We start from the raw sequence: 25021 nt of genomic DNA, 5'->3' as shown, positions 1-25021 counted from the left end.
AAATAATGATTTCAAAATAGCCAAATAATGCTTGAAAATAGCGAAAACCTGCTTTGTTTAAATCTTGGATATTTATCCCAATTAAACGAATATTATGCATAATATAAAGTACGAAAGACTATTTGATTGCCGTGCTTCAAAAAATAAAACTATAGATTAGGCTACAGCAAGACTTTAATCACGTTTCGATTTTTTCTAGTTGATGGCGAATCACCTCAATGCAAATCTAAGGTGTCTCTTTGTCATGGAGTTAACGGTGATGCACCAAAAAATAATGGCGAACACCCCTGAGTTTCATTTATTTGATCTTCAGAAAGTAGAAGAATCACAACACATGATTTTTGGCGCAGATTATATTCTCATTCAACCAAATAGTGATGGATGTACACTTCATTTGGCGAATAAGCAATATAAACTGAAAAAAACTGACGCAGTCTTACTCGCGCCATTCAATCCATTTAGACTGACTGTCGAAAGCAGTGTAAAGAATCAAATAAACAACCAATACAACATCTTACACTTCAGATTACACGCGCTAGGCCAGACGTTTGTTGATAGCGTACAGTTTAGACTGGTGCGCGAAATGTTAGAGGAAGCAAAGTGGGGCTCTCTTTTTACCGGAGAGGTGGTTAATGAAGTCAGGCAGCAACTTAATCAGATGGAAAATAAATTTGATTTCATTCATGTTATTTATTTCTTAGAGCTTTTAAATACATTAGCCAAAGAAGATAACAAAGAGAGGTTATTAGAAGAACACTTAGAAATAAATAGTGCTAAGAAAGCAGAAGATAGACTTCAAATAGCACTGGATTATATTGATGGAAACTTATCAGAGTCTCTTTCGGTTGCTCAGGTGTCAAAGCAAGTACATATGGCTGAAAGTACGTTTTCTCGATTTTTCCATTCAAATAAAGGCGTGACTTTCAAACAATATTTAATTGAGCAACGAGTAAGACAAGCTGCAAGATATTTGGTTAGTACCGATTGGAGTATTGCAACAATTAGTGCTGAGGTGGGTTTCTCTTCACTTTCTAATTTTAATTCAAAGTTTAAAAATTTACTTAGAGTGACGCCTAAAAAATACCGCAGCGATCATATTGATATGCGTGCTGAAATTACGGATTCTATTTCGATAGCTGGACAAGTTCAGAGGCAGTGCAATGATAAAGAGAACTTTCATACACATGCCTCTTTGTTTTAATTGGCATAGACACTAAGAGAATCAGGACTTTAATGGTTTGAGACCCAAAAATGCGCCTTACCTTGGGCTGCGAAGACTTTGGCAATCACAATGTAGCTGATGCTGGAGATCACCGTAGCGTAGATAGGCGCTTCTACCCATCCCATATCAAACATCAAGAACAATACGCTGCCCGATGTGAAACCAATCAGCATTGAGAACAGTGCGGCGTAAATATTACCTTCGATATAACGACTCAGCATCATTGGCGCGACTAGGGTTGCCATTAAGGTTCCTGAGCCAAGAATGGCAAGCATAGAGAGCATAAACGGCGGAGCGTAGAGCATTCCGACAAATCCAACCATTCCAAGTCCCCATACCGCAGTGCGATTGAACACTAGCAATTGTGTTTCTGTCATGCGGCATTTAGGCCAAATCGCTTGGCGTAAATCGTGTGATACCGAGCCTGCGATGGCGTGTAGCACTGAGTTCGCGGTCGACTTCATAGCAAAGAGAATAAACAGGGTAATGACGGCTGACGTGGTTGGTGTGAGAAACGTTGTTAAGAAGATAGGCATTGCGTTGTCTGCGTTTTCTAGCCCAGGAACTTTCACCCTGACATATAAGCCAGCTAGTGGTACTAGGCTCAATAAGCAAGCCATCGGTGTCATGTAGGCCGCCATTAAATGCAGTTTGGTTGTTTTGGCGAGCGCCATGAAACGAACTGACATATAAGGAAGAGTGGTCGCATAAATGAAAGCATAGGGTAAGACTAAAAAGACATGCCAAGTACTCGCGCCATAGGGCCCGGAATTGGTTGGCTCAACTAAGTGTGGGTCGATAGAATGCAGAGCGTCGATAAGGGCAGTCGGTGAAATGTCTGAAAACACGGTGACGACAATGATTGCCGCTGAGGCGCACATTCCGATCACCATGATGGTATCAGTAAAGGCGACGGCAGCCAGCCCGCCGATAGAGGTGTACAAGATAATGATACCAACCATAATCAGTGATGCCGTCGTGGGAGAGATACCTAGCCACTGACCTGCGAGTAATCCCAGCGCTTTGACTTGCCCAATCATAAAGACCAACAGTAACAAGATGGTAATGAGGGCAGCGAAACCTTGCGTGAGCCTTTTGATTGACTCAGGACCTTGGTGGTTCTTCGCAATATATTCGGGAATGGTTAAGCTGCCCATAGCCTGTGCTTTTTGATGGAGAAATCGCGCGCAAAATAACACGGCGAGTACCATAGCTGGTGCAAAGAAGAAATTACCGAGTAGTTCTATTGCACCATATTTGTAGGCCACTCCGGGGGAGCCCATAAAGCCCCACCCCGAGAAACCGGTGGCGACAATGGTGGCCGCCCCAGTGAAAGGCCCAAGACAATTTGCAGCAAGAAGAAAACCGCCTTCACCTTCGTCAGCTTTCATCAGCTTATTGCTGTACAAAGCCAGAGCGACCATCACAGCGACAGTGATGAGAAGTAATATCCAATTGAGCGTTATATTCATTGCTGCATCCTTGTCTTATTGTGTTTTGGCGTTATTGATTTGCCTGAACGGCTGCAGATTTAGCTTGTCTTTTCTTGTTCATCGTAAAGACAATTTCGCCCATACCACCACCAATAACCAAGATGCCACCTAAGGTTTGCAGAGCCGTTAAGCTTTCGCCGAACATCATGATACCGATACCTGCACCCACCACGGTTTCTAAGTAAGAAACACACGCGAGCTCAGCGGCTTTTAGATGCTTGGCAGCAATCGTCAGTAGTGAAAGTGCCCCAAAGCCAATAAAGAAGCCCATTGAAATTAGCCATACCCAAGAGCTGGTATCCATTTCAGCCAGTGACGGTGGATTGAACACGAAGAAGATACCAATAGCGATGGCGCCGAATGCGAAGTTAAAGAAAGAACGAGTATCAGAGCCAACGTCTGTGCGGTAGCGGCTTAAGAAAAGATAGAGACCATAGCCAATACCAGAGGCCAAACCGAGCATGTCTCCTAAGAAGTTCTCTTTTGAGAATGAGAGCGAGATTGTTAAACCGCCTTCTGGGCTATAGCTAATAATACCAATGATAAATAGACAGCCGATGAATACCGCGGTGAGCAGTGCACCGGTGAGTTTAGAGATTTTTTCTTTTAAGAAAATGGCGGCCAAAATGGTGGAAAAAACGGGACCGGTGTAAATGAGAAAAACTGCATTTGCTAACGTGGTGTACTTGGTTGAAGAGACGTAAGCAGCCAAGCAAAGCCCCAGACATGCGCCACTTGCAATCACGGCTGGTGTGAGTTTAGTTCCTTTAATTAAGTTGGCTTTTCCTTGATAGATAAGAATGGCAAGAATACAGATTGCCCCTACCATCATTCGGGTGAAGGCGATGACATCACCACTTGTATTAATATTCCGTGCAAAAAGTCCGACGCAGCCCATTAAAGCGGCTGACACGATCATTGTCGTATAACCTAGCGTTTTGGTGTTCATAATTGACTCCTTAGGTTTTTGATACTTTGGAGACCTTTTCGAGCACCCCATCACCAGACTTTTCGTACTTGAAGTAGACAGCAAGAACAAGTATCCACAACAGTATGTTAGCGATGATGAACGCATCGATTGACCAGTAACCTGTTAGCATCAGTATTCCTTATGTGATTGTCCTTGAGCCTTATATCTAAAGGGATTCAGAGTGGTAACCCAAGGGTACTCATTGCGATTTACCCAGTAATAATTCATCAATCACTCAGGGATAACTAGCCAAAATCTGCCGAAAAAGTGCCAAATTCTGCAAGGGTGAAATAAGTTTGAAGCTGAGTTTATATTGCGGCGCTAATCACGTTAGTTGCTGCGAATAGTACTGCCGTCACTAACGAAAAAGCCCCAAGCGAATCACGCTCAGGGCTTTTGGGTTTTTAGGTGCATCTAAATCGTGTTTAAACGAGGATGATGTTGACTCCGGCTTCTTCTAGAGCTGTCAGTGTTTCCGGATCCGCATTTTGATCGGTGATCAAAGTATCCAGTTGACTTGCGCAGGCGAGGAGCTTTCCGCCCGGTTTACCAATTTTCGAGCTATCAACCATAGCGACTAATCGCGCGCCGTATTCAAGCAGCTTTTTCTCTGCCATATACACCACTAAATCTGAGGTGTGCACACCGGCTTTAGAGACGCCCGTGCCTGTAAAGAACACAAAGCGACTCGAATGATCATCGGTTGATTCAGTATCTGGTGAGAGTGTGATATGACGTTCAGGCAAGTATTGACCACCTAATACAATCAAGCTTGGGTGATTCTTTTGGATCAACTGATAAGCCAATGGCATGAAGTTAGTCACGACTTGAATATTATGGCCTGCTAAATACTCACCCATTAAAAAGGTAGTGTTACTGCCGCTTACCACAATGCTGTCATTTTCGTCACACAGCTCATAAGCCGCGCGTGCAATACGAATTTTCTCGGCGTAATTGTGAATATCACGTTCTGAAGGAATGAAATGTGAAGCCGCATGAGCGTGGCTATGGTTTTCTTCAGTGTGAATGACTTCTGCACCGTTGCGTATTTTAGTCAGCCTTCCATCTTCAGCCAGTTTGGTGATATCGCGACGTGCGGTAGATAAAGAGATGTCGAGCATCTCTACATAGTCATTGGTGCTGATGTAAGTATGGTTTTCAAGATACTCCAGTAGCCTTCTATGACGCTGTGCTTCATTCATAAGTAAGTCCTTGATCTTTTGATTGGTCTATTTTGACCGAATTTGACGTTTTGAGCAAATTAAAAATCATTATGACGTTTTTTGATTTTTAAATGAGCGTTTATTGTGATCCTTGGCATGTTTTTAGTCATAAAAAGTCAAAAATGACTTTACGTGACGCTAATTGGTCATATATATTCATTTTGCGTCACAAAGAGTCACAGGAGGCCAAGGTGAAGTATCAAGCAATCATTATTGATTTAGATGGCACATTACTAAATGACCACAATCAGATCAGCGACAACAATATAGAGGCGATAAAACTTGCTCTTAGCGAGGGATATCAAATCACATTGGCGAGCGGTCGACCACACAACTTGATGCAGCCTTTCGCTAAGCAACTGGGTATAGAGTTACCTCTTATCTGTTGTAATGGTGCGTATCAGTACCATCCTGTGCAACAGCGCGTGCTCAATAGCCAAGTGATTGAACCTCAGGTCATGGCATCTTTACTCGATACCTTAAACCTTGGTCAATTCTACTTTACGCTTTATTGCGAGAACGGCATTTACGCGACTCAAGAGTCTTCTCACTTCAATGGTTTAAAACAGCAAATCGCTCAATTAGGCGCAACGGGCAACATGCAGATTGTGGCGAGCGTTCAAGAGCTACTGAACCAATGTGGTGACGTGTACAAAGTTTTAGTATCGAGCCAAGACAAAGTCGCACTTTGTCAGCTGCGCGATGCTCTTCAAGCTGACTTACAAGCGGATCTTTCAACACCAAACAAGCTGGATATTACCGCTGATGGTGTTAACAAAGGTCAAGCAACGCTCTGTTGGCTAAATCAATTCAACATCAAACCGAAACAAACAATCGCCTTTGGTGATGGTGACAACGATGCGGAAATGTTCCGTGTGGTTGGAGAGCCTGTCGCCATGGCTAACGCTAGCCCTGCTTTGCGCGGCTTAGCAAACCTCATTATCACAGATAACAACGGTTGCGGCATTGGACAGTATCTCAGACTGGTTGTGTCTGAAGGTCAACACACTTGCCAACACTCATATTGCTACTAAGGAAATACCATGAAAAAAGTAAAAATCGCAGCAGGTCTTGCACACGTAGATTACGGCCACATCGCTGACATCGTTAAAGAAGTGTCTGATGCAGGCGCAGACTACATCCACTGTGATGCAGCAGATATGCACGATCTGAAAAACATGCAGCTAATGGGTGGCCACCAAATCGTTGAAGGTATTCGCCAATACACGGATAAACCAATCGAAGTGCACGCTTACTTCAAAGATTGTGACCGTCTATTCGTAGAGAAAATCGCGAAAGCGGGTGCAGACATGCTGATTCTTCCAGCAGAAAACTTCTTAGGTGCACCTCTGGCATACATGATGAAGTACTGCCGTGACTACAACATGAAGTTTGGTCTAACCGTTGGCTGTTTTACTCCGGTTTCTTTCGTTAAAGAAGCGATTTACTACTTAGACCGTCTACACATCGTAATCCACGGTGTGAACAACGACGAGTGGCTATGGCGTGAATCTGCAATCGAAATGATTCGCGAAGCGCGTCAGCTAATCAACGAACGCAACCCTAACTGTGAACTATGTGTGGATGGCGGTATCCGTAACCACAACCTAGAAGCGCTACTAAAAGAAGACATCGATGTCATGGTTGCTTCAACCAACATCTTTGGTCACAAAGATGGTATCACAGCGGGCGTTCATGATTTCCGTGAAGCGCTAGACAAAGCAGAAGAAGCTGTTGCTGCTGAAATCGCTTAATCAACACTGTCACTAACAGATAAAGGTGTCGGGCTGATTCACCCTCGAAATGCTCCGGCTCGACACCAACCAAGGATTAACCATGACACATTTTAATCACTATCAACCGACTAAGCTGAGCTTTGGCCCGGGCAATGTGAGCCAAATTGGTCAAATGGTGGCGCAATATGGTCAGCGTTGCTTGGTGGTTTCAGAGCCAATCTTTGAAGCCGTAAAACCAGCCTATGACCGCATTTTTGCTTTGCTTGCTGAACACAATATTGAAGTGACCCATTTTGATGGTGTGGTACCAAACCCACCAACCACAGTTGTGGAACTGGGGCGTCAAGTTGGTGTAGAAGCTGGCTGTGATGTGGTTTTGGCCATCGGTGGTGGCTCATCCATTGATACTGCAAAAATCATTGCTGCCGCGATGAAGGTAGAAAAAATCCAGTGGTCACAATGGTTTGCAGATTACGATTCACCATTTGGTGAGATTAAAGCTCTGCCAGCGACACCTGTACCATTGCTTGCGATTCCGACCACATCGGGTACAGGTTCACAAGTGACTCACGCAGCCGTTATCACGGATTTGGAAAGCCACTCAAAACTGACGCTATTCCATCCCGATTTCTACCCGCGTGAAGCCATTATTGACCCAGAGTTGATGCTTACACTACCACCACGCATGACAGCGATGACCGGCTTTGACGCTTTCTCTCACGCATTTGAATCATACACAGGCACTAAGCCATCACCACTTGTCGACAGCCTAGCGCTAGAAGCAATGAAGCTGGTGGTTGAGAACCTTGCGAATGTGGTGAAAGACGGCTCAGACCTTGAAGGTCGTTGCCGCTTAGCCAGCGCCGATACTCTAGCGGGTATTTCATTGGCGAATGGCGGTGCAGGTGCTCCGCATCCACTGGGTGAGATTCTAGGTAGCCGCAAAACCAACTTGCCTCATGGCTTAACGTTGGCGGTCGTCTACCCAGCTTATGTCCAACTGCAATGGCGTAAACAGCCAGAGCGCTATGCCAAAGTGGCTGAACTGTTTGGTGCCGTGGGAAGCACTGAAGAGAAAGCACAATCATTGGCACAGCACTTGGTGACGTTTCTACAACAAATCGGTTTGGAACATAACTTAAGCCAAGTAGGGGTAACGGAAGAAGACGTAACAGCTTTAGAACCAGCGTTTTGTTTCAACTTACCACTTACATCTGGTGAAGAAATGAAAACCATTCTGCGCGCTAGTTTGGCTTAGCAGAATGTAACGGAGATAAGAACATGGAAAACGGCGTTAACCACCTTGACCGAGCAGCAGCGAATGCGGAAAGAGAGGACATCCACTGCGGCCAGATCAAAGCGTTAATCTTCGATTTCGATGGTCTATTAGTCGATACAGAAACCTGTATGTTCAAGGCCTGGGAAGCTTTGATGAAACCGTACGGTGTGGACGTTTCGCCACTCCAGGTTGCTGGCCTAGTTGGGAGCTCAGTGCCAGCAACCGCCCTTTTCAATCTATTTAGAACTCACTCGGGCGAGGCAATTTCAGATGATGAGATTCGCCAACGTGTTCTAGACCTTGCCTACCAATTTATTGAACAACAAAGCGAAAGAGACGGTGTTCGTGATTATTTAGAAGCGGCGAAGAACGCTCGGCTTAAGCTGGCGTTAGCAACCAGTTCTGAATATGAGCATTACATGCCGATTCTTAAACGCCTTAAGTTAGAACATTACTTCGAGAGTTATACCGGCGCAGAAGAAATTGCCATTGAGCGTCGTAAACCTCAGCCAGATGTTTACTTAACCAGCCTGAACAAATTGGGAGTCTCTGCCCATCAAGCCATTGCCTTTGAAGATTCACCTCCGGGGATCACAGCGGCTCGATCGGCAGGTATTCCAACGGTTGCGGTAACCAACCTACTGACTCAACACCTAGATGTTTCACACGCCATTATTGCGTTGTCGTCTATGAGTCAGATATCGCTAGCGCAATTGATAATTCAACTTATCGAGATAGAACAATGAACAAACTAGAACAATTGAAAAAATACACCACAGTCGTTGCTGATACAGGCGACATTGACGCGATTGCTGCATTCCAACCACAAGATGCAACCACCAACCCTTCATTGGTCTTAAAAGCGGCTGAGATGCCTCAATACGATCACCTGATTGTTGATGCGATCGAATGGGCAAAAAAACAGAGCGCAGACAAAGCGCAACAAATCGTGGATGCGAGCGATAAACTTGCGGTCAACATCGGCGTAGAAATCTTAAAAACCGTACCGGGCCGTATTTCAACAGAAGTGGATGCTCGCCTATCGTTCGATAAAGAATCGAGCCTAGTTAAAGCACGTAAACTGATCGCGATGTACCAAGAAGCGGGCATTGAGAAAGAACGCATTCTGATCAAACTGGCTTCAACGTGGGAAGGTATCCGTGCAGCACAAGTGCTGGAGAAAGAAGGCATCAACTGTAACCTCACTCTGCTATTTAACTTCGCTCAAGCCAAAGCGTGTGCGGAAGCTGGCGTGTACCTAATTTCGCCTTTCGTAGGCCGAATTCTGGACTGGTACAAAAACAATACCGATAAGAAAGAATATCTACCGCATGAAGATCCAGGCGTGGTGTCGGTTTCAAACATCTACAACTACTACAAAGATCATGGCTACAACACCGTGGTGATGGGGGCGAGCTTCCGTAATGGGGAAGAGGTGCTTGCACTTACTGGTTGTGACCGCTTAACCATCGGCACGGCAATCCTTGACCAACTAGCAGCACAAGAAGGTGAGGTTGAGCCGACTCTTCACGCAGAACGTGCAAGCGTGCAACCAGCGCCAACTGCAATGACAGAAGTAGAGTTCCGTTGGGAGATGAACCAAGACCCAATGGCGACAGAAAAACTGTCTGAAGGTATTCGTAACTTTGCGGTAGACCAAGGCAAGTTAGAAACCATGATTGAAGCGCGTCTGTAAGGAGTATTGGTATGATTTCTCGTAATAAACTTGCAGATACGATTCGCGTACTCAGTATGGACGCGGTGCAAAAGGCGGGCTCTGGCCACCCTGGTGCACCTATGGGTATGGCGGATATTGCCGAAGTGCTTTGGCGTGATTTTCTAAAACATAACCCAACGAACCCAAATTGGCCTGATCGCGATCGTTTCATTCTTTCTAATGGTCATGGCTCTATGCTGATTTACAGCTTGCTGCACCTGTCAGGCTACGATTTAACCATGGAAGATATTCAATCTTTCCGTCAGCTTCACGCTAAAACCGCTGGCCACCCAGAGTATGGCTACGCGCCGGGTATAGAAACGACGACTGGCCCACTTGGCCAAGGAATCACTAACGGCGTAGGTATGGCATTGGCTGAGAAAGTATTGGCTGAGCAGTTTAACCGCCCGGGTTATGACGTTGTTGACCACCACACTTACGTGTTTATGGGTGATGGCTGCATGATGGAAGGTATCTCTCATGAAGCGTGTTCACTGGCGGGCACACTTGGCCTAGGTAAATTGATCGCGTTTTGGGATGACAACGGCATCTCAATTGATGGCCATGTGGAAGGTTGGTTCTCGGACGATACACCAAAACGTTTTGAAGCCTACGGCTGGCACGTTATCTCTGATGTCGATGGACACAATGCAGAGGCGATTCGCCAAGCGATTTTAGACGCGCAAGCAGAAACAGGTAAGCCAACGCTGATTTGTTGCAAAACCATCATCGGTTTTGGCTCACCAAACAAATCGGCAAGCCACGATTGTCACGGTGCACCGTTAGGTGAAGACGAAGTGGCATTGGTACGCCTAAATCTAGGTTGGGATTACGCTCCATTTGAAATTCCACATGAAATCTACCAAGAGTGGGACGCAAAACAAGCCGGTAAAGATGCTGAAGCACAATGGGCTAACCGCTTTGCTGACTATCAAGCAGCATACCCTGAACTTGCTGCTGAATTTAACCGCCGTGTAAATGGTGAGCTGCCAGAAAAGTGGGCGCAAATTAGTGAAGATGTCATTAAGACTTTGCAAGCTAACCCAGCAACGATTGCGACGCGTAAAGCGTCACAAAACGCGATTGAAGCCTTTGGTTCACACTTACCTGAGTTCTTAGGTGGCTCGGCAGATTTAACGCCGTCAAACCTAACTAACTGGTCTGGTTCTAAAGCGATTACCGCGCAAGATGCATCAGGCAACTACCTGAGCTACGGCGTACGTGAGTTTGCGATGTCAGCGATGATGAATGGTATCGCACTGCATGGCGGTTTTATCCCTTATGGCGGCACGTTCCTGATGTTTATGGAATACGCTCGCAACGCGCTGCGCATGGCAGCATTGATGAAGCAGCGCAGTATCTTTGTCTACACCCATGACTCGATTGGCCTAGGTGAAGATGGCCCAACGCACCAACCAGTAGAGCAAATTGCTTCACTGCGTTTGACACCAAACATGAGTACATGGCGTCCGTGTGACCAAGTTGAAACGGCGGTTGCTTGGAAAGCCGCGGTTGAGCGTAAAGATGGCCCAACATCGCTGATCTTCTCACGTCAGAACTTAGTTCAATTTGAACGTGATGAAGCAACGCTAGCGAACGTCGCGAAAGGCGGTTACATCCTGTCTGATTGTGAGGGCGAGCCAGAGCTGATTCTTATCGCTACTGGCTCAGAAGTTGCCCTAGCGATGGAAGCCAAAGCGCAACTATCAGATGTACGAGTGCGCGTAGTGTCTATGCCAGCAACCGATGTTTTTGATGCGCAAAGTGCGGAATATCAACAACAAGTGCTGCCTAGTAACGTGACTAAGCGTATTGCGATTGAAGCGGGCATTAAAGATTACTGGTTCAAGTATGCAGGCTTGCAAGGCGAAATCATCGGCATGACAAGCTTTGGTGAGTCAGCGCCAGCAGAGCAGTTGTTTGAAATGTATGGCTTTACTGTTACGAACGTTGTTAAAACGGCTCAACAGTTGATGGAGCGCGCATAATGGAATCATTCATCGCTAATCAAGTGGATGAATGCTTAAGAACTAAGGCAGCAAAGGCTGCCTTAAACCACATTAAGCAACACATCCATGCGGACACTGTGATTGGTATTGGCACAGGTGCCACCGCAGAAGTATTCGTCCAATTACTTGCAGAGAGCCAATTGTCTTTCGCTTACTGCGTATCAAGCTCTGATCGTTCATCCAATGCTATTCAATCAGCAGGGCTTAAAGAGCTGCCTTTGGCGCAATGCGAGCATGTTGATTTTTACGTTGATGGCATTGATGAAGGGTTAAGTGATGGCACTACCATTAAAGGTGGTGGCGCGGCACTAGCCAGAGAGAAAGTGATCGCCACCATGGCGGGCTGCTTTATCACCATTTCTGATGAAGGTCGTTTGGTGGAAACACTCGGTAAATTCCCATTGCCGATAGAAGTGCTTCCAGCTGCGAAAATGCCGGCCATTTTGGCACTAAAAGCGCTTGGCGGAGAGCCTGTTCAGCGCGCGAATTGTGTTACCGATAATGGCAATATTATTCTTGATGTTTCTGGATTGGATATGACCCATTCATCCCAGTTGGAAACTGCACTCAATAGTATTCCGGGTGTGATTGAGAATGGCATTTTTTCTCATCAAAAGGCGAACTTTATGGCGTTTTCTAACTCACTTGGCGTGCATTGGATAGCGTCAAAATGAGACCTTGATTACAACTCTATCAATAACCCTATTTTGGCTAAGCATTTGAGGAAATAAACATGATGGACAGCAAGTTTTCAGACCAATTTATCGAGTATCTTGAGCCTCATATTGATGAATTGCTCAATGACTTATCAGGTTTGATTGCGATTCCATCAGTACGCGATTTAGCAAGCCGAACTGAGTTCGCTCCATTTGGTCAGCCAATTCGTCAAGCGTTCGATTATTTAATTGAATTCGCTAAAAAAAATGGGTTAGAAGTGCGCGATCACCAAGGCTATGCTCTAGACATTAGTGTTGGCCAAGGCGATCAAGAAATCGCTCTGCTGCATCACGTAGACGTGGTGTCAGCAGGGGATGAAACACAGTGGCGTACACCACCTTACCAAATGACCCGCGAAAGTAATTTGCTGTTTGGTCGAGGTGTGACAGATAACAAAGGGCCATTGATGGCCAGCTTGTACATCCTCAAGTTGTTTAAGCAAATGGATGTGCCGTTAACCAAAAAGATCCGCGTGATCATTGGTGGCGCAGAAGAGACAACTTGGGAATGTGTTGAGCATTATTTTCAACACAATCCGCAGCCAGATTTTGGCTTTTCTCCTGATGGCGACTTCCCAATCGTCAATGGTGAAAAAGGCACTCTGTATGCGACGCTAGAGAGGAAGTTTCCTCAAGCTAGCACCAAAGGCACTTGCCAAATCATTAAGCTAGAGAGTGAGCGCGATCGTACCTCGACTTGCCATCGCCTAATAGTTGAATTGGCTGGCTCCGAAGCTGCAAAAGTAGCGCAGCAATTTGCTGCTTTTGCTGATGTGATTGATTGTCAGTCATATCATCGCGTTGAGTTATCAACGCCGTGGGAGAAATCCCGCAACCCGCATAGAGTCGATAATTGTATGGACAAGTTTGTCGACATTATGCGCCATGTAGATGGGTTAGATGCTAACTCGGCACATTTGGTCAATTTGCTTAACTCCCACTTTGCAAATAGCCACGATGGCCACAAGTTAGGGCTTAACCACCAAGATGATGAAATGGGGCCAACCACCAGTTGCGTGTCAGCCATCAATTTGGATTCTCATGGCTACAACTTGGATTTTGATTTTCGGTTTCCTAAAGGCCTGACGATCGAACAAGTTCGTTCCCAACTCCGTGCTTTATCCCAACAAGCTGGAGTGAACTTTATCGAGCAGCAGTACTTACCCTTATCTTACCTCTCACCCGAAAGTGCCCTTATCCAAACGATGGGGAAAGCTTATTCCGACGTTACAGGAATGGACGCAGAATGTTTTAGCAAAGGCGCGGCCTCGTATGCGCGTGCGTTAGAGCATGGGGTGGCATTTGGACCAACTTTCCCTGGAGAAGTGACTTTTGTGCACGAGCCTAATGAACAGCTCAACCTGGAGTCACTAATAAAAGCAATAACGATATACGTGAAAGTTCTCATATCATTTCAGGAGTAAATTATGAGAGATAAGGTTCAAGCACTTGCCGGTGGTATGATGGTATCCATCATCGTACTTGTCATCGCAGGTATCTACATCGGGGTAGGTGCAGGCGTTGTTAACCAGATGTCAGCGCAAGACTCTGTAATCTATGCATTCTTCAAACTAATGTTAGATCTTGGTTTGATGGTAATGCGTAACCTACCACCATTTTTTGCCATTGGTTTGGCATTCGCTCTGGCGAAAGCAGAAAAAGGCTGGGCAGCCTTCACTGGTTTCACCATGTTTATGTGTTTCAACGTTGCGATTGGCTCTATTGCCGCTTTCAACGGTTGGACGCCAGACACAATCAGTGTTGACTACCTAGTCAACAACATGGGCTATGAAAAAGTAGCTGCGCAAAACTTCAACTCTCTATGGGGTGAAAACTTAGGCGTGTTCTCATACAACATGGGTATCTTCAGCGGTATCATTGTTGGTTGTATCACGGCAGCACTGCATAACCGTTTCTACAAGTTTGAAATGCCTTCAATGCTAAGCTTCTTCTCTGGCCCACGTGCGGTCGTGATTTTTGCTTACATGGCGATTATGCCAATCAGCTTGATTGCATACTACGCATGGCCACCAATTGCGGGCGGCTTGCAATCTATCACAACGCTTATCACCAGCTCTGGCATCTTTGGCTCTTTCCTATTTGGTGTGTTTGATAAAGGCCTATTGCCATTCGGTCTTCACCACCTGATTGCTTTTCCAATCGAGTACACTCGTGTGGGTGGCGTTATGGAAATCGACGGTGTGATTTACGAAGGTGTTCGTAACATCATGAACGGCCAAATGAGCTCACCAGACGCGACAGGTTACATCACGCACAACTTCACCAGTGGTCGTATTCCAATCCAAATTGGTGGTCTAACAGGTGCGGCGTACGCGATGTACGTGACGGCGAAAACTGAAAACCGTAAGAAAGTCGCGGCAATCATGGTACCAGCAGTGTTCACTGCAGCGGTTATCGGTATCACTGAGCCACTAGAATACACATTCTTATTTGTTCAACCATTCCTGTTCTTTGCTGTGCACGTGCCACTAAACGGTCTAGCGTATGTAATTACAGAGATGTTTGGCGTATCAATCCACGGTAACCAGTTACTGTTCATGGTGCCAAACCTACTGCAACCTGAGAAGGTACATGCTTGGGCACTATTATGGATTGTTCCACTGTACTTTGTGGTTTACTTCTACACCTTCAAATACTTCATCTTGAAGTTCGATTCGAAAACTCCGGGTCGTGAAGAGGAAGAAGGCGATATCGCACTGTACTCAAAAGAAGACTTCAAGAAGAAGCAACAACAAAACACAGCAGGTTTACCTGTAGAGATCATCAAAGCTCTTGGCGGTGCAGAGAACATTGAAAACGTCTCTAACTGTGCAACTCGACTACGTGTGTCACTGCATGACGAAAACTTAGCAGCAAGTGACGATGTGTGGAAAAAAGAGCTGAGTGCTATCGGTGTGGTACGTATGCCTAAAGGTATCCAAGTTATCTACGGCGCGAACGTCATCACCATTGCCTCGGGTATTAAAGAAGCATTAGGCGTCGATTCTTAATCGCCTCAAATCCAAATTAAACGCAAACAATAACAAGCTCCCTCCTATGGCCATAGGTCATAGGGCGGGATCCCTGTGCCCAAAATATGGAAATTATAAGATGAAAACTCTAACTAAATGTTCGTTATCTCTACTTGCAGTGTGTGTTTCGGGTGTTTTACATGCGGCAGAAACGCCAACTTCAACATGGCCAGAGCGCAGCCCAATGGTGTTCTGGGGCGACCGTGCCAATGAAGATTGGAGCTACGTGGATAACCTAGCAGAAGCAGATAAGAGCTTCTCTGAAAAACTTAAGCGTCTTGATATTTCAGACGATGGCGATTGGAAAGTCTCTTTTGCTGGTAACGTGAAAGTGTCTTTGGATAACCGTTGGAATCACATGTACGACTCTGACATTCGTAAAGACAATGAATTGCGCTCACGCATGCAGTTCTCTGCGGATGTGACTTACCAAGACTGGGCGCGTATGTTTGGTGAAATTCGCACCAACTATACCAACCTTGATGCAGCAGGCCCGGTAGATGATGCTGGTACTGACTTCCACCAGTTCTTCGCTGAATTCAAACTGCTTGATGACGGTGAGCAATACCTCAGCACACGTCTTGGCCGCCAAGAAATCTACCTAAACGAATGGCAGATGATGAACCGCGAACCAACCCCTGTGCAATCAAGCTGGAATGCGGTGAGTGCGAAGTACAAAGTCAATGGCATTAACTTTGATGCTTACTACGGTGAAGAAGTCTTCCCACTGTTTGAAGATGGCAGCTTTGCAGGCAACTGGGATGATAAAACCAACGGTAAGAAATCGACGGGTCTGTTTGCTAACTGGCGTATGGGTTTTGGCGCAATGCAAGCATACGTAATGAGCAATGAGCTCACTAACTCAAGCTTTGTTAACGCACCAGACGGTGATGTCGATATTCAAGTATTGGGTATTCATGCTCATGATTTCGTAAGTGAAGGCTTCGGCTACATGGTGGATGGTGTTTACCAGTTCGGTGATCATGCAGGTAAAGATATCTCAGCTTACATGGCATACGCTGATTTCAACTACAACTGGAAAGCAGATTGGAACTACCGTGTAGGTATGAACTTGCACTATGCATCAGGCTCTGACGCAGACAGTGATAAAGTAAATACCTTCAACCCATTATGGACAGGTGACCCTGTAGGTTTCGCTCATGATGGCGCTTACGGTAACGCAATGCAGTTTGGTGGTTACTCAGTGATCGAATACGCACCAAAACAAAGCATCATTACTGGTTTCATGTCGACATGGCGTGCAAACACCGAAGACGCGATCTACACGCTGAACCAAGATGTGTTGTTTGGTGAAAACTCAGACGAAAAATACGCATACACTCAGTTCTACCTACAGTTCCATAACTACCTAACGGGTAACCTGAAGAGCGAAGTGAATATGTACTACGCGCTAGAAAGTGATTACACCCGTGATGTAGTCGGTGCGTCGAGCGATGATATTGCTCGTATCGAGCTTGCGTTCATCTACAACTTCTAATCGAAGTGAATGCCCACTCCTCTTTTTGTTCACCTTAGGGTGAGTGGGCAACTTGATTAATTATGGAATTAATCAGACATCAATTTAGTCCCTTCTTTCCTAGGAAAATCCCTTGTCGTTTTAGTATTTCGCCCAGCCAATAGCTGGGCTTTTTTTTGCGTCAGTTGTTGAGCCATTGCCACCTATCGAGAATGCAGAACTTAAATTGGTGATGGGGCAAAGCGGTTTTCTTGTTCCTTGCAAATGAGATCTGTTCTCAATAATATTGTTGGTTATTGAAGTAGTAACAAGGATGTGGCTATGGGTAGCTCGGTGGATAAGCCTTGGTTGATTGATGGTCAATACTTAGATTGCCCGACAGGGGAGCAAGGGAGATGGCGTAAGCACTCACTTCCCTTGCAGACTCAACAAACTGAGTTTCTAAGCGCCCATATTTGCCCTGATATTAGCTGTACTGTCAGTGAATGTCAGTTTTCCCAACCTTATCATTCCCGTATTGTTTATTCCCAACCTACCACTTTGCTGGTTTTCGGAGTTGAAGGTATCAGCCAGTTTGAGTTTGTTACCTCTCAGTTAGGCTGTACTGTGAGACCCGGAGATGTTTGGTTATTGAGCACCGCAAAAGATGGGCTTTTGCGAACTACTCCAGCAAACACTTTATCGAAAATGACGGTGATTAAGTACGCCACAGAGCGAATCAACCAAGCGTTTCACCAAGCTGATGAGCAACCTATGCAGCTACGTGGTAGCCAAATGATTCGGCTTGGGTTTCAACAATCACCTGAGGAATGGATTGCTGAGCTAGTGCGCAATCCGATGCTATCAGTGAGTGATAGGTTGTTCGCAGAAGCTAGAGCATTAGAATTGATCGCTCGTTGGTTAACGCCAGTCAACCAAGCGCAAAATGAACAATCAGAATCGAGCCTGCAACCTGTGATTGATGCATTAATCCAGAACTTGGCTCAGCCTCCATCTTTAGACAGTTTGGCAAAACAAGTGGGAATGAGTCATGCTCGGCTTAATCGTCAGTTTAAATCCCGGTTTGGCAAAACGGTATTTGAGTGGCTGCGTCAGCACCGTTTAGAGAGAGCAAAAAACTATCTAGCGAATCCAGACCAAGCCATTACCGATATTGCGTTGAACTGTGGTTTTAGCAGTGCTAGCCACTTTACCCAAACTTTTAAGACTCAATATGGTATTACACCAACCGAGTATCGTAAGGGTATAGAGCTGAGTAAGGGGAAATAGCCTCGATTTAAACAGAGTGGGAGGTTTGGCGAGATGGTTTGCCCTGACCTTGGGCTATTAGCAGTAAAGCCCCCATTGCTGCTGCCGAGAGATAATAGGCAAATTGATGGTGATATTGGTAAGCTAAACTGGCCATTATTGGCCCAAGAGCGAGTCCAAGCCCTTGGCATAAGCCGTTTATCCCCGCTAGCTTTCCTTGTTGTTGATGGCTGACCGCCTCGGTCATTAATGCCAAATTAGCGGGTAAGAACAGTCCCAACCCAATACCCAATAATCCCATTGAGACGGCAAATAACGGCGGGCTTGAGCTAAACACGCAAGCAATCAGTGCGATGGACGAAATCAGGCTACCGATTTTTCTTATCGAACTTTGCTTATCTGCATGAAAGGTTTTGCAGCGGCTTAAGCCGATTTGAGTCATTATCATCGCCAACATGCTGCTCATCATAATAACGCCGGTAAACTTAATGGTTTGGTCGCCATTAAGAGCAAACTGATCTTGCAGTATCCAACTGGTGATAGGCTGTAAGCCGCTATAAATGGTCAAGCAGAGCGTTGTAGAAGCTAAATAGAGCGCAACAGCTCTAAGATTAAAGTGGCGGGTTGCAGTGACGGTTTGATTATGAGTTTCTGGTAGCTTAGCGATAACCCAAAACGACGAGATAGCCATAATTGCGCTAAGAGCGATAAAGCCTTCGACGAGCCAAGATTGTCCGCTAAGCATCGCCATTAAGCCGCCAATCACGGTTCCAGCACCAAACGTTGCGCCCATTACTCCCATCGCTTGCATGCGATTGTTAGGCTGAGTGATATCACTGACAGTTGCTTGGGTTGCTGGTTTTAACCCTGCACTCAATCCGGCTTGCACTGCTCTTATCGTAAACAACAGATTGGCAAACAGTGCGGGCAGTAACGTGACGAACTCGATCAACATGGCCAGCATAAATGTGGCGATGGCACTAGAAAGCAGCCCTATGGCTAGTACAAGTTTTCGACCGAATTTGTCGCACACCCAACCCCAAATAGGGCCAGTAATGATCAGGAGTAGCGCTGATAGACTCATTATCACACCGACACTTATGTCCGATATAGCCATGTTTCTCACCATTGTTGGCAGACTAATCGCAAAGTAGGCGTGGCCAGCGCCATTGGCGATTAAGGCAAAAAGTAATGGTCGAGTTTGCTGCATTGTTATATTTCCTTATTTGAATGCTATGTCGAGTTCCATAGGCCCAAATGGGGTGGTGATGCTTTGGCTACGCACTTGTTTAAATCCGACCTTCATCATGTGCTGAGCAATTTCGCCATGTTGAAAGGAGACATCATTACCGCGCATTGCAGGGATAAATCGACCAATTACGTGGTGTCGAGGTTGAGTTCTTTGTTCGGTCAAACCTTCGTGAATGCTGACAAAACAGCCTCCGTCATTGATGGCTTGCTTGGCTTGTATCATCAACTTCGATAGATCGTTAGCGTAATAGAGTGACATTGAAGCAAACAGCAGATCATAACCTTGGGGGAGCGGAGCATGGTTATAATCGCCGGAATGAAAAATGATTTGCCCGTTGTCGTTGAACTGAAGGGAGAGTTGTTCAACCACTTGGGGCAAATCGAAAATATGGTAATCAAGTTTGGGATTGCTACGAGTGAGAACTTGAGCCAACTCATCAGAGCCTGCCCCAATTTCTAGTAAACTGTTTACATGTGGCCAAAAGGGTTGGTTTTGCAGCAGGGCAGCATAGTAATCACTAGCAAAACTGCGATGGAATGAGCGCAAGTTTGCGGTCGACTGTTGCCAAAAGTTAGCATCGTCGAAACGTACTGCTTGGCTAGGTGGCTCATCACTATTTAGCATTGATAGGATTTGGGCAGCTGTGGTCATCTTGATTGCGCTAAGATGAAGCAAGGTGCGTTCCATCGATTTAGGTTGATTTGATATCAGTAGCTCTGAGTATTGGGGGGCTATCAGATAGACCATTTGTTGCTTGCGGATTACGCTCAAACTGGTCAAAGCATCTAAATACAGAGTGGTTTGGTTTAGTTGCCAATTAAACTCGCTGGCAACCTGCTTAGCGGTATGAGGCGTTGAAAGTACGTCAAATACCCTACTTCGTAATCCTGCCTCGATCAATGGCCATTCTAGGGCACTATGCAGCATATTAAACATTTTGGTTTGGTTAGAAAAAGTCATCATTACCAATCCATTTTTATCGTTAAGCCGAAGTAACGCTCATGGCTATCTTCAACCACGATGCCTGTTGGCGTGCTGACGGATCGGCTGTAACGATGCTCATCAAAGGCATTGTCGAAATTAATGCAATAGATAGTTGGCTAAATTGGTAGCCGATTTCTGCATCAAGGGTAAAGTAGCTTGGATGAGTCAGTGTATTGGCAGAATCAAAATAGTATTCACTACTGCCTGAGCCGATGATTCTTGCGAACCAACCTTGCTGTGTTAAGTACTCAAGACCAAGCGAGTAAGTAAACTCAGGCGCTAATGGTAATTCGTTACCCGCTAAATCATTGGCAACAAAGCCAGACCCATTAAAGCTATGCACTATGTATTGGTCCGCTTCTGTTTTCATCGACCCTAAACGAATAAAACTGTTCAAGGCCTGATTCCATTGGTAGTCGGCGGTTAACTCTAAACCGTAGCTGGTGGTCTGTGCTGCGTTAGAGATTGTTTGTACAAACCCAGGTTGTAGATCGGTGATTTGCTTGTCTTTGGTTTCAATATGGAACAGCGCACCAGATAGGCTTAGCTTGTTGTTTAATAACAGTGCTTTATAGCCTAGCTCAAGGTTCGTACTCTTTTCTTCATCGTAGGTGAACGAAGCGAGATTTTGCGCAGAAGCGTAATTGTAGCCAGCAGGCAGGTAACCTTGAGCTGCGGTGAAATAGAGCTGGCTTAGTGAAGACAATTGATAGCTTAAACTTGCTTTAGGCAACCAAATGGTATGGTCAAGGTCCGCCTGATAATCACTCGTAAACAGACCATTAAATTGCTGTTTCCCGCTCTTGTTGATGTGTTCTGCACGTAAGCCTAAGGTGAGTGCCCAATTGGGTTGGAATTGCCATTCGAGTTGACCAAATCCAGCAATACCAGACTGTTCGATATGGGTGATCCTCTGGCTACGGGGCATCATCATACTGCCGCCAATAGTGAAATCTATATCGCTATCTTGTTGGTATAAATACAGGCCTGCAAGCCAGCGTAGATATTGGCTTTCTGGCTCATTAGTGAGTCGAAACTCTTGCGAAAGCATCTCATCCTGCATGTCCATTTCGGTGGAGGGAATGGGGGCCGGAGTCAGGTCTAAGTCGGTTGAAAAGTCGCGCTTAAATAGTGTGCCGCCAGTAATTGAGGTGAAGGTTAATCCATTCCAGTCATGGTTAATACGCAGAGAATGAATATCTGAATCTCGGTTTTCAAAGCTATCGCTGTTGTAGTTGGTCGTGAAGCGCTCGGTTGCCGCTAAACCAGTGAGGTAGCGCATTTGGGCTTTACCCAGCTCTTGGCGACTAATATGACTTCTCCATTGCCATTCGGTGTTCTCTCCGATTACCCCATCAAAACCAATAGCGCCTGAGAAGTTATCTTGCTTTCCATCTTCTTCATTGCCATCGAGTAAGTTGATTTGTGGCCCTGTGGTTTGCTCTGCACGTATGGCGACAGACCCTGCCAATGTATCGGTTATTAATGTGTTGCTACCACGCAAAATGAGTACATTCGACGGTTGATAGTCGTTGGCACCATCTGTAATACCCGAGGATAGCTGCGCCGTTACGCTCGGTTGCCAAGTTGGAGATTTGCTTTGTAATTTGACGACACCGGCTTCTGAATGACGTCCATATAAATCACCTTGTGGTCCTTTGATGACCTCTACCGACTCTAGGTTAAACAGCACAGGTAGCTGAGTGCCGCCTAGCGGTAAGGCAATATCATCGAGGTAGTAACCGACCGGTTGTTGCAAGCTCGTGTCGTAGCCAGTGCTGCCACGAATAGCGACACGAGTTTGCACCGATGATTGCTCAACACGAACATTACTCGTTTGTTGTTCTAAGGTTTCTAGGCTTGCTTTCCGTTCTTCAATCTCCATGTTTTCTACACTCGCAGGAACAAGCAATGTGGGCTCTTGCCAATGACGAGCTGTCACCACATAGGTTTCATCAGCAGATTGTTCTGCTTGAGCGATATTAGCGATTAAAAACGCACTGCTAATGGCAGTTAAAGCGAAAGGTAAGCGGGGAAACATCATTGAGCGACTCCATGTCGACAGGTGACAAATTGCGCTCAATATTATTAATAAACGTAGTGATGAAATATCAAATGCCGCACATCGAAATATCAAATGCTGAATGGAAGTAGCATTTGGTTTAATTTATATAAGACACCTCAGTGTATTTGTTGTGTGAATGTGTTCCTTTGTTTTTGCGATCGATATAAATGAAAACAGCAAATGAGCATTTCGTTTGTATGAAATAATGATTGTCGAGTTTTATTTTATAATGCGCTCAGCGGATTAGTTTGTATGCTGGGCTCGGAGGCTAGTATGAAGTTCGCAAAATATTGGCAAAAACAGAGAGTGTCTGTTGATAGAAAGGTATTTGGAAACGACCATATCATGGTATGGGGAGCATCGAACGAGAGTGAGCAAGCCGCGCAGCAAAGTGCCGCAAGCCGAGTCTCTAAGATGAGCGCGTTTATTCAAGGCGACTTTTCTAAAGGCGATGACTATGACTATTGGATTGATTTCGTCAAAGAAGAAATTGTTGACGAAGTTAAATCTCAAGCAGGTGAGACCATCGCGGTATTAAGCCGCAACAATTATGGTGCAACCATTTTAAATACTAGTCATCTCGTATTTGGTGATATTGACGTTTATCCTCCTAGTTTTACTGATCGTCTAATGCGAGTTTTTGGTCGGAAAATCAAAGATAAGTCGTATTATTTATCATTGATCGAGAAGTATCAAAAAGCGCATTCACATCTAGCATTTCGGGTATACGAAACTCATTCTGGCGTAAGATTTATCCTTACGAATAAGCGTTATGCTCCTAAAGATGGCGCGATAAAACGTTTGTTTGAGGCACTTCATGTTGATCCGCTTTATAGTCGCTTGTGCCAGCAACAAGAGTGCTATCGAGCACGTATGACACCTAAGCCTTGGCGTTTGAATATGTCACGTCCAACGAGTCGTTTTCCTCGTGAAAATGAGTCTGATCAACAAGCGTTTCAGATATGGCTGAGTCGTTATCAGTCAGCTTCTGCGGGATATTCAGTAGTGAAGTATATGGCTTCTTTTGGTTCAACGAGAGTGGATCAGGAGACTCAGATGATACTCGATCTGCATGACCGAAATGCCCATCAAAAATCGGGTAATTTAGCTTAGCAAATGAAAAAAGAGAGCTGTAATCAGCTCTCTTTTTTTGCTTATTATTTAAGTCACGCTTAACCCATGAACCAAGAGATGAAGATCAGCGCGCCAAAGTTGAAGGTAAGCACTAGAGCAACATTACCGCCGCCAGCGGTATAGGCATTGTCGGTTTTTAGATGTTCAAAGCGAGGGCTTCTTACTTTTAACACCATCGCTAGTGGGCCCCAAATCGCTAAGAACACCAATACCATTCCCGCGTAATCAAGCATGCTCACAAACTCATTCGCAAACAATTTAGCCAGTACGAGTGGCAGGACGAATGTTAGACCGTAGCCAACCAATTTGTTTTCTGTCAGTGCGTCTTTGTTTTGATCAAACAGTGCCATCGACACACCAAGGAACGATGTCACCAAAGCAAGCGCAGAGAAAATGGCAATAATCGGTTTCAACATGGCAGCTTGGCCACTGAAAGCCCCAATAAGCTGAGAAATATTATTAAACTGACTCACCGCCTCGGCGCCTAAGTTACCAATGATGGCAAATAGCCATGTAAGGTAACAAACCAGAGGGATGATCGAACCCAGCAGAATCATATTGCGAATTTGTTTGGCGCTCGCTTCATGGTTGTAAATCACCAAAGAAGGAATGACGACCATTGAGGCAAAACTCGTGAAGATCACGGCGCTGTATTGCACCACATCGCCACTGGTGAAATTACTGGCTTGGCTTAGGTAATCCCATTGAACGTTGCTTAGAAGCGAAGCGATGACAACAAACAACATCACCACCATGATGATGAATAAGCCACGGTTGAGCTTATCAATGTAGCTTTTACCTGCGACGACGACAAAACCCATCACTAAGCTGAATACTGTATAGCACTGGCTTGGAGAGAGTTCTAAGCCGAGGTCGAGCAACATCTTATGCAGCAGATCACCAATACCGATGATGTAAGCGATCAACATGCACACTAGCAAGAGGTAAAACAGGAAGTTGATAAAGTGCATGCCTTTGCGGCCAAGGGTGAGGTAAGCGATGCTACTCATACCCACATTGTCTTTAGCTTTGGTACAAGCTTCAGCTAGCAGCAGGGCTGAATAGGTCGTACCTACAAAGATCACTAGCATCAAAATAGCACTGACCATAAACCCAAACTGTGCAAGTACCATCGGGATGGCCAACATACCTGCTCCAAGAGCGGTGCCAGATAAGATTAAGGCACTGCCAAACAACTTCATATTCAAAAGAAAATACCCTTAGCGAAAATAATTTCAGATTAATCTGTAAAATTAGGTTGCCAAGACTAGCAAAAAAATTCAGTTAGAGTGCATAGGTTTTAGCTAAATTTATGAAATTTTCTAATTTGGTGGTTTATTCATCAGTTTTCCTGATGGTTGGGTAATGGCGACGAATCAGTGGCTGAATGTTTGTAATTAAAATGGTTATAAATCCAGATGCATACCATTAAGCCATTGGATAAGAGAACAGAAGTGTGACCTT

21 protein-coding genes are annotated in these 25021 nt (G+C 45.3%); 13 read left to right on the top strand and 8 right to left on the bottom strand.

The features are described 5' to 3' along the window. Window positions 1-259 precede the first annotated feature (259 nt). On the top strand, window positions 260-1201 hold the full coding sequence (locus tag OH461_RS19130; RefSeq protein WP_270022141.1) for a helix-turn-helix transcriptional regulator: 942 nt from the start codon (window positions 260-262) through the stop codon (window positions 1199-1201). Window positions 1202-1230: 29 nt separating this feature from the next. On the opposite strand, the gene OH461_RS19125 is transcribed toward OH461_RS19130, so the two are convergent. From OH461_RS19125 to ulaR, 4 genes are all read right to left on the bottom strand, one after another. Further along, on the bottom strand, window positions 1231-2694 hold the full coding sequence (locus OH461_RS19125) for a sodium:solute symporter family protein (RefSeq protein ID WP_270022139.1): 1464 nt from the start codon (window positions 2692-2694) through the stop codon (window positions 1231-1233). A 31-nt stretch (window positions 2695-2725) separates the two neighbouring features. Then, entirely contained in the window at window positions 2726-3664 is a 939-nt protein-coding gene (locus OH461_RS19120; RefSeq protein ID WP_270022138.1) for a DMT family transporter, read from the bottom strand. Window positions 3665-3674: 10 nt separating this feature from the next. Beyond that, window positions 3675-3815: a hypothetical protein gene (locus OH461_RS19115; protein ID WP_270022137.1), complete on the bottom strand. Its 141-nt coding sequence runs from the start codon at window positions 3813-3815 to the stop codon at window positions 3675-3677. A 295-nt stretch (window positions 3816-4110) separates the two neighbouring features. Then, window positions 4111-4887: an HTH-type transcriptional regulator UlaR gene (gene ulaR, locus OH461_RS19110; RefSeq protein ID WP_270022136.1), complete on the bottom strand. Its 777-nt coding sequence runs from the start codon at window positions 4885-4887 to the stop codon at window positions 4111-4113. A 212-nt stretch (window positions 4888-5099) separates the two neighbouring features. Here ulaR and OH461_RS19105 point away from each other — a divergent pair, with 212 nt between their 5' ends. From OH461_RS19105 to OH461_RS19055, 11 genes are all read left to right on the top strand, one after another. Beyond that, a complete protein-coding gene (locus OH461_RS19105) occupies window positions 5100-5942 on the top strand; it encodes an HAD family hydrolase (RefSeq protein WP_270022135.1) in 843 nt (280 codons plus the stop codon). A gap of 9 nt (window positions 5943-5951) precedes the next feature. After that, window positions 5952-6662: a ribulose-phosphate 3-epimerase gene (locus tag OH461_RS19100; protein ID WP_260260777.1), complete on the top strand. Its 711-nt coding sequence runs from the start codon at window positions 5952-5954 to the stop codon at window positions 6660-6662. Between the two features lie 82 nt (window positions 6663-6744). Continuing rightward, window positions 6745-7902 (top strand): iron-containing alcohol dehydrogenase, encoded by a 1158-nt coding sequence (locus OH461_RS19095; RefSeq protein WP_270022134.1) that lies wholly within the window; start codon window positions 6745-6747, stop codon window positions 7900-7902. A 23-nt stretch (window positions 7903-7925) separates the two neighbouring features. Next, window positions 7926-8669, top strand: coding sequence for an HAD family hydrolase (locus OH461_RS19090; RefSeq protein ID WP_270022133.1), 744 nt, complete (start codon window positions 7926-7928; stop codon window positions 8667-8669). Further along, window positions 8666-9619, top strand: a complete 954-nt coding sequence (gene tal / locus OH461_RS19085; RefSeq protein WP_270022132.1) for a transaldolase — start codon at window positions 8666-8668, stop codon at window positions 9617-9619. The genes OH461_RS19090 and tal overlap by 4 nt, the downstream gene beginning before the upstream one ends. Window positions 9620-9630: 11 nt before the next feature. Further along, on the top strand, window positions 9631-11628 hold the full coding sequence (gene tkt, locus OH461_RS19080) for a transketolase (protein ID WP_270022131.1): 1998 nt from the start codon (window positions 9631-9633) through the stop codon (window positions 11626-11628). After that, window positions 11628-12323 (top strand): ribose-5-phosphate isomerase RpiA, encoded by a 696-nt coding sequence (gene rpiA / locus OH461_RS19075; RefSeq protein ID WP_270022130.1) that lies wholly within the window; start codon window positions 11628-11630, stop codon window positions 12321-12323. Before tkt ends, rpiA begins: the two co-directional genes overlap by 1 nt. A 59-nt stretch (window positions 12324-12382) precedes the next feature. After that, entirely contained in the window at window positions 12383-13789 is a 1407-nt protein-coding gene (locus OH461_RS19070; RefSeq protein WP_270022129.1) for a Sapep family Mn(2+)-dependent dipeptidase, read from the top strand. Window positions 13790-13792: 3 nt separating this feature from the next. Continuing rightward, window positions 13793-15376, top strand: coding sequence for a PTS transporter subunit EIIC (locus tag OH461_RS19065; protein WP_270022128.1), 1584 nt, complete (start codon window positions 13793-13795; stop codon window positions 15374-15376). A gap of 100 nt (window positions 15377-15476) precedes the next feature. Then, window positions 15477-16895 (top strand): alginate export family protein, encoded by a 1419-nt coding sequence (locus OH461_RS19060; protein WP_270022127.1) that lies wholly within the window; start codon window positions 15477-15479, stop codon window positions 16893-16895. A 300-nt stretch (window positions 16896-17195) separates the two neighbouring features. Then, window positions 17196-18143: a helix-turn-helix domain-containing protein gene (locus OH461_RS19055; RefSeq protein ID WP_270022126.1), complete on the top strand. Its 948-nt coding sequence runs from the start codon at window positions 17196-17198 to the stop codon at window positions 18141-18143. A 7-nt stretch (window positions 18144-18150) separates the two neighbouring features. Here OH461_RS19055 and OH461_RS19050 read toward each other — a convergent pair whose 3' ends face one another. The 3 genes from OH461_RS19050 to OH461_RS19040 are packed head-to-tail and all read right to left on the bottom strand — an operon-like array spanning window position 18151 to window position 22402. Next, window positions 18151-19332 carry an MFS transporter gene (locus OH461_RS19050; protein WP_270022125.1) on the bottom strand — a complete coding sequence of 394 codons (1182 nt, stop codon included), beginning with the start codon at window positions 19330-19332 and terminating at the stop codon, window positions 18151-18153. 12 nt (window positions 19333-19344) lie between these two features. Further along, complete coding sequence (locus OH461_RS19045; RefSeq protein WP_270022124.1) at window positions 19345-20337, bottom strand: methyltransferase; 993 nt, start codon at window positions 20335-20337, stop codon at window positions 19345-19347. Between the two features lie 19 nt (window positions 20338-20356). After that, on the bottom strand, window positions 20357-22402 hold the full coding sequence (locus OH461_RS19040) for a TonB-dependent receptor (protein ID WP_270022123.1): 2046 nt from the start codon (window positions 22400-22402) through the stop codon (window positions 20357-20359). A 294-nt stretch (window positions 22403-22696) separates the two neighbouring features. On the opposite strand from OH461_RS19040, the gene OH461_RS19035 reads away from it, so the two are divergent. Further along, window positions 22697-23536 (top strand): hypothetical protein, encoded by an 840-nt coding sequence (locus OH461_RS19035; RefSeq protein ID WP_270022122.1) that lies wholly within the window; start codon window positions 22697-22699, stop codon window positions 23534-23536. Window positions 23537-23595: 59 nt separating this feature from the next. Here the strand turns inward: OH461_RS19035 and OH461_RS19030 are convergent, their stop codons facing one another. Continuing rightward, complete coding sequence (locus tag OH461_RS19030; protein ID WP_270022140.1) at window positions 23596-24759, bottom strand: amino acid permease; 1164 nt, start codon at window positions 24757-24759, stop codon at window positions 23596-23598. Window positions 24760-25021: the final 262 nt, after the last annotated feature.

The sequence above is a fragment of the Vibrio sp. LaRot3 genome, from assembly GCF_027587025.1.
GTDB lineage: Bacteria > Pseudomonadota > Gammaproteobacteria > Enterobacterales > Vibrionaceae > Vibrio.
This window is presented reverse-complemented; position numbering and strand designations above follow the sequence as displayed.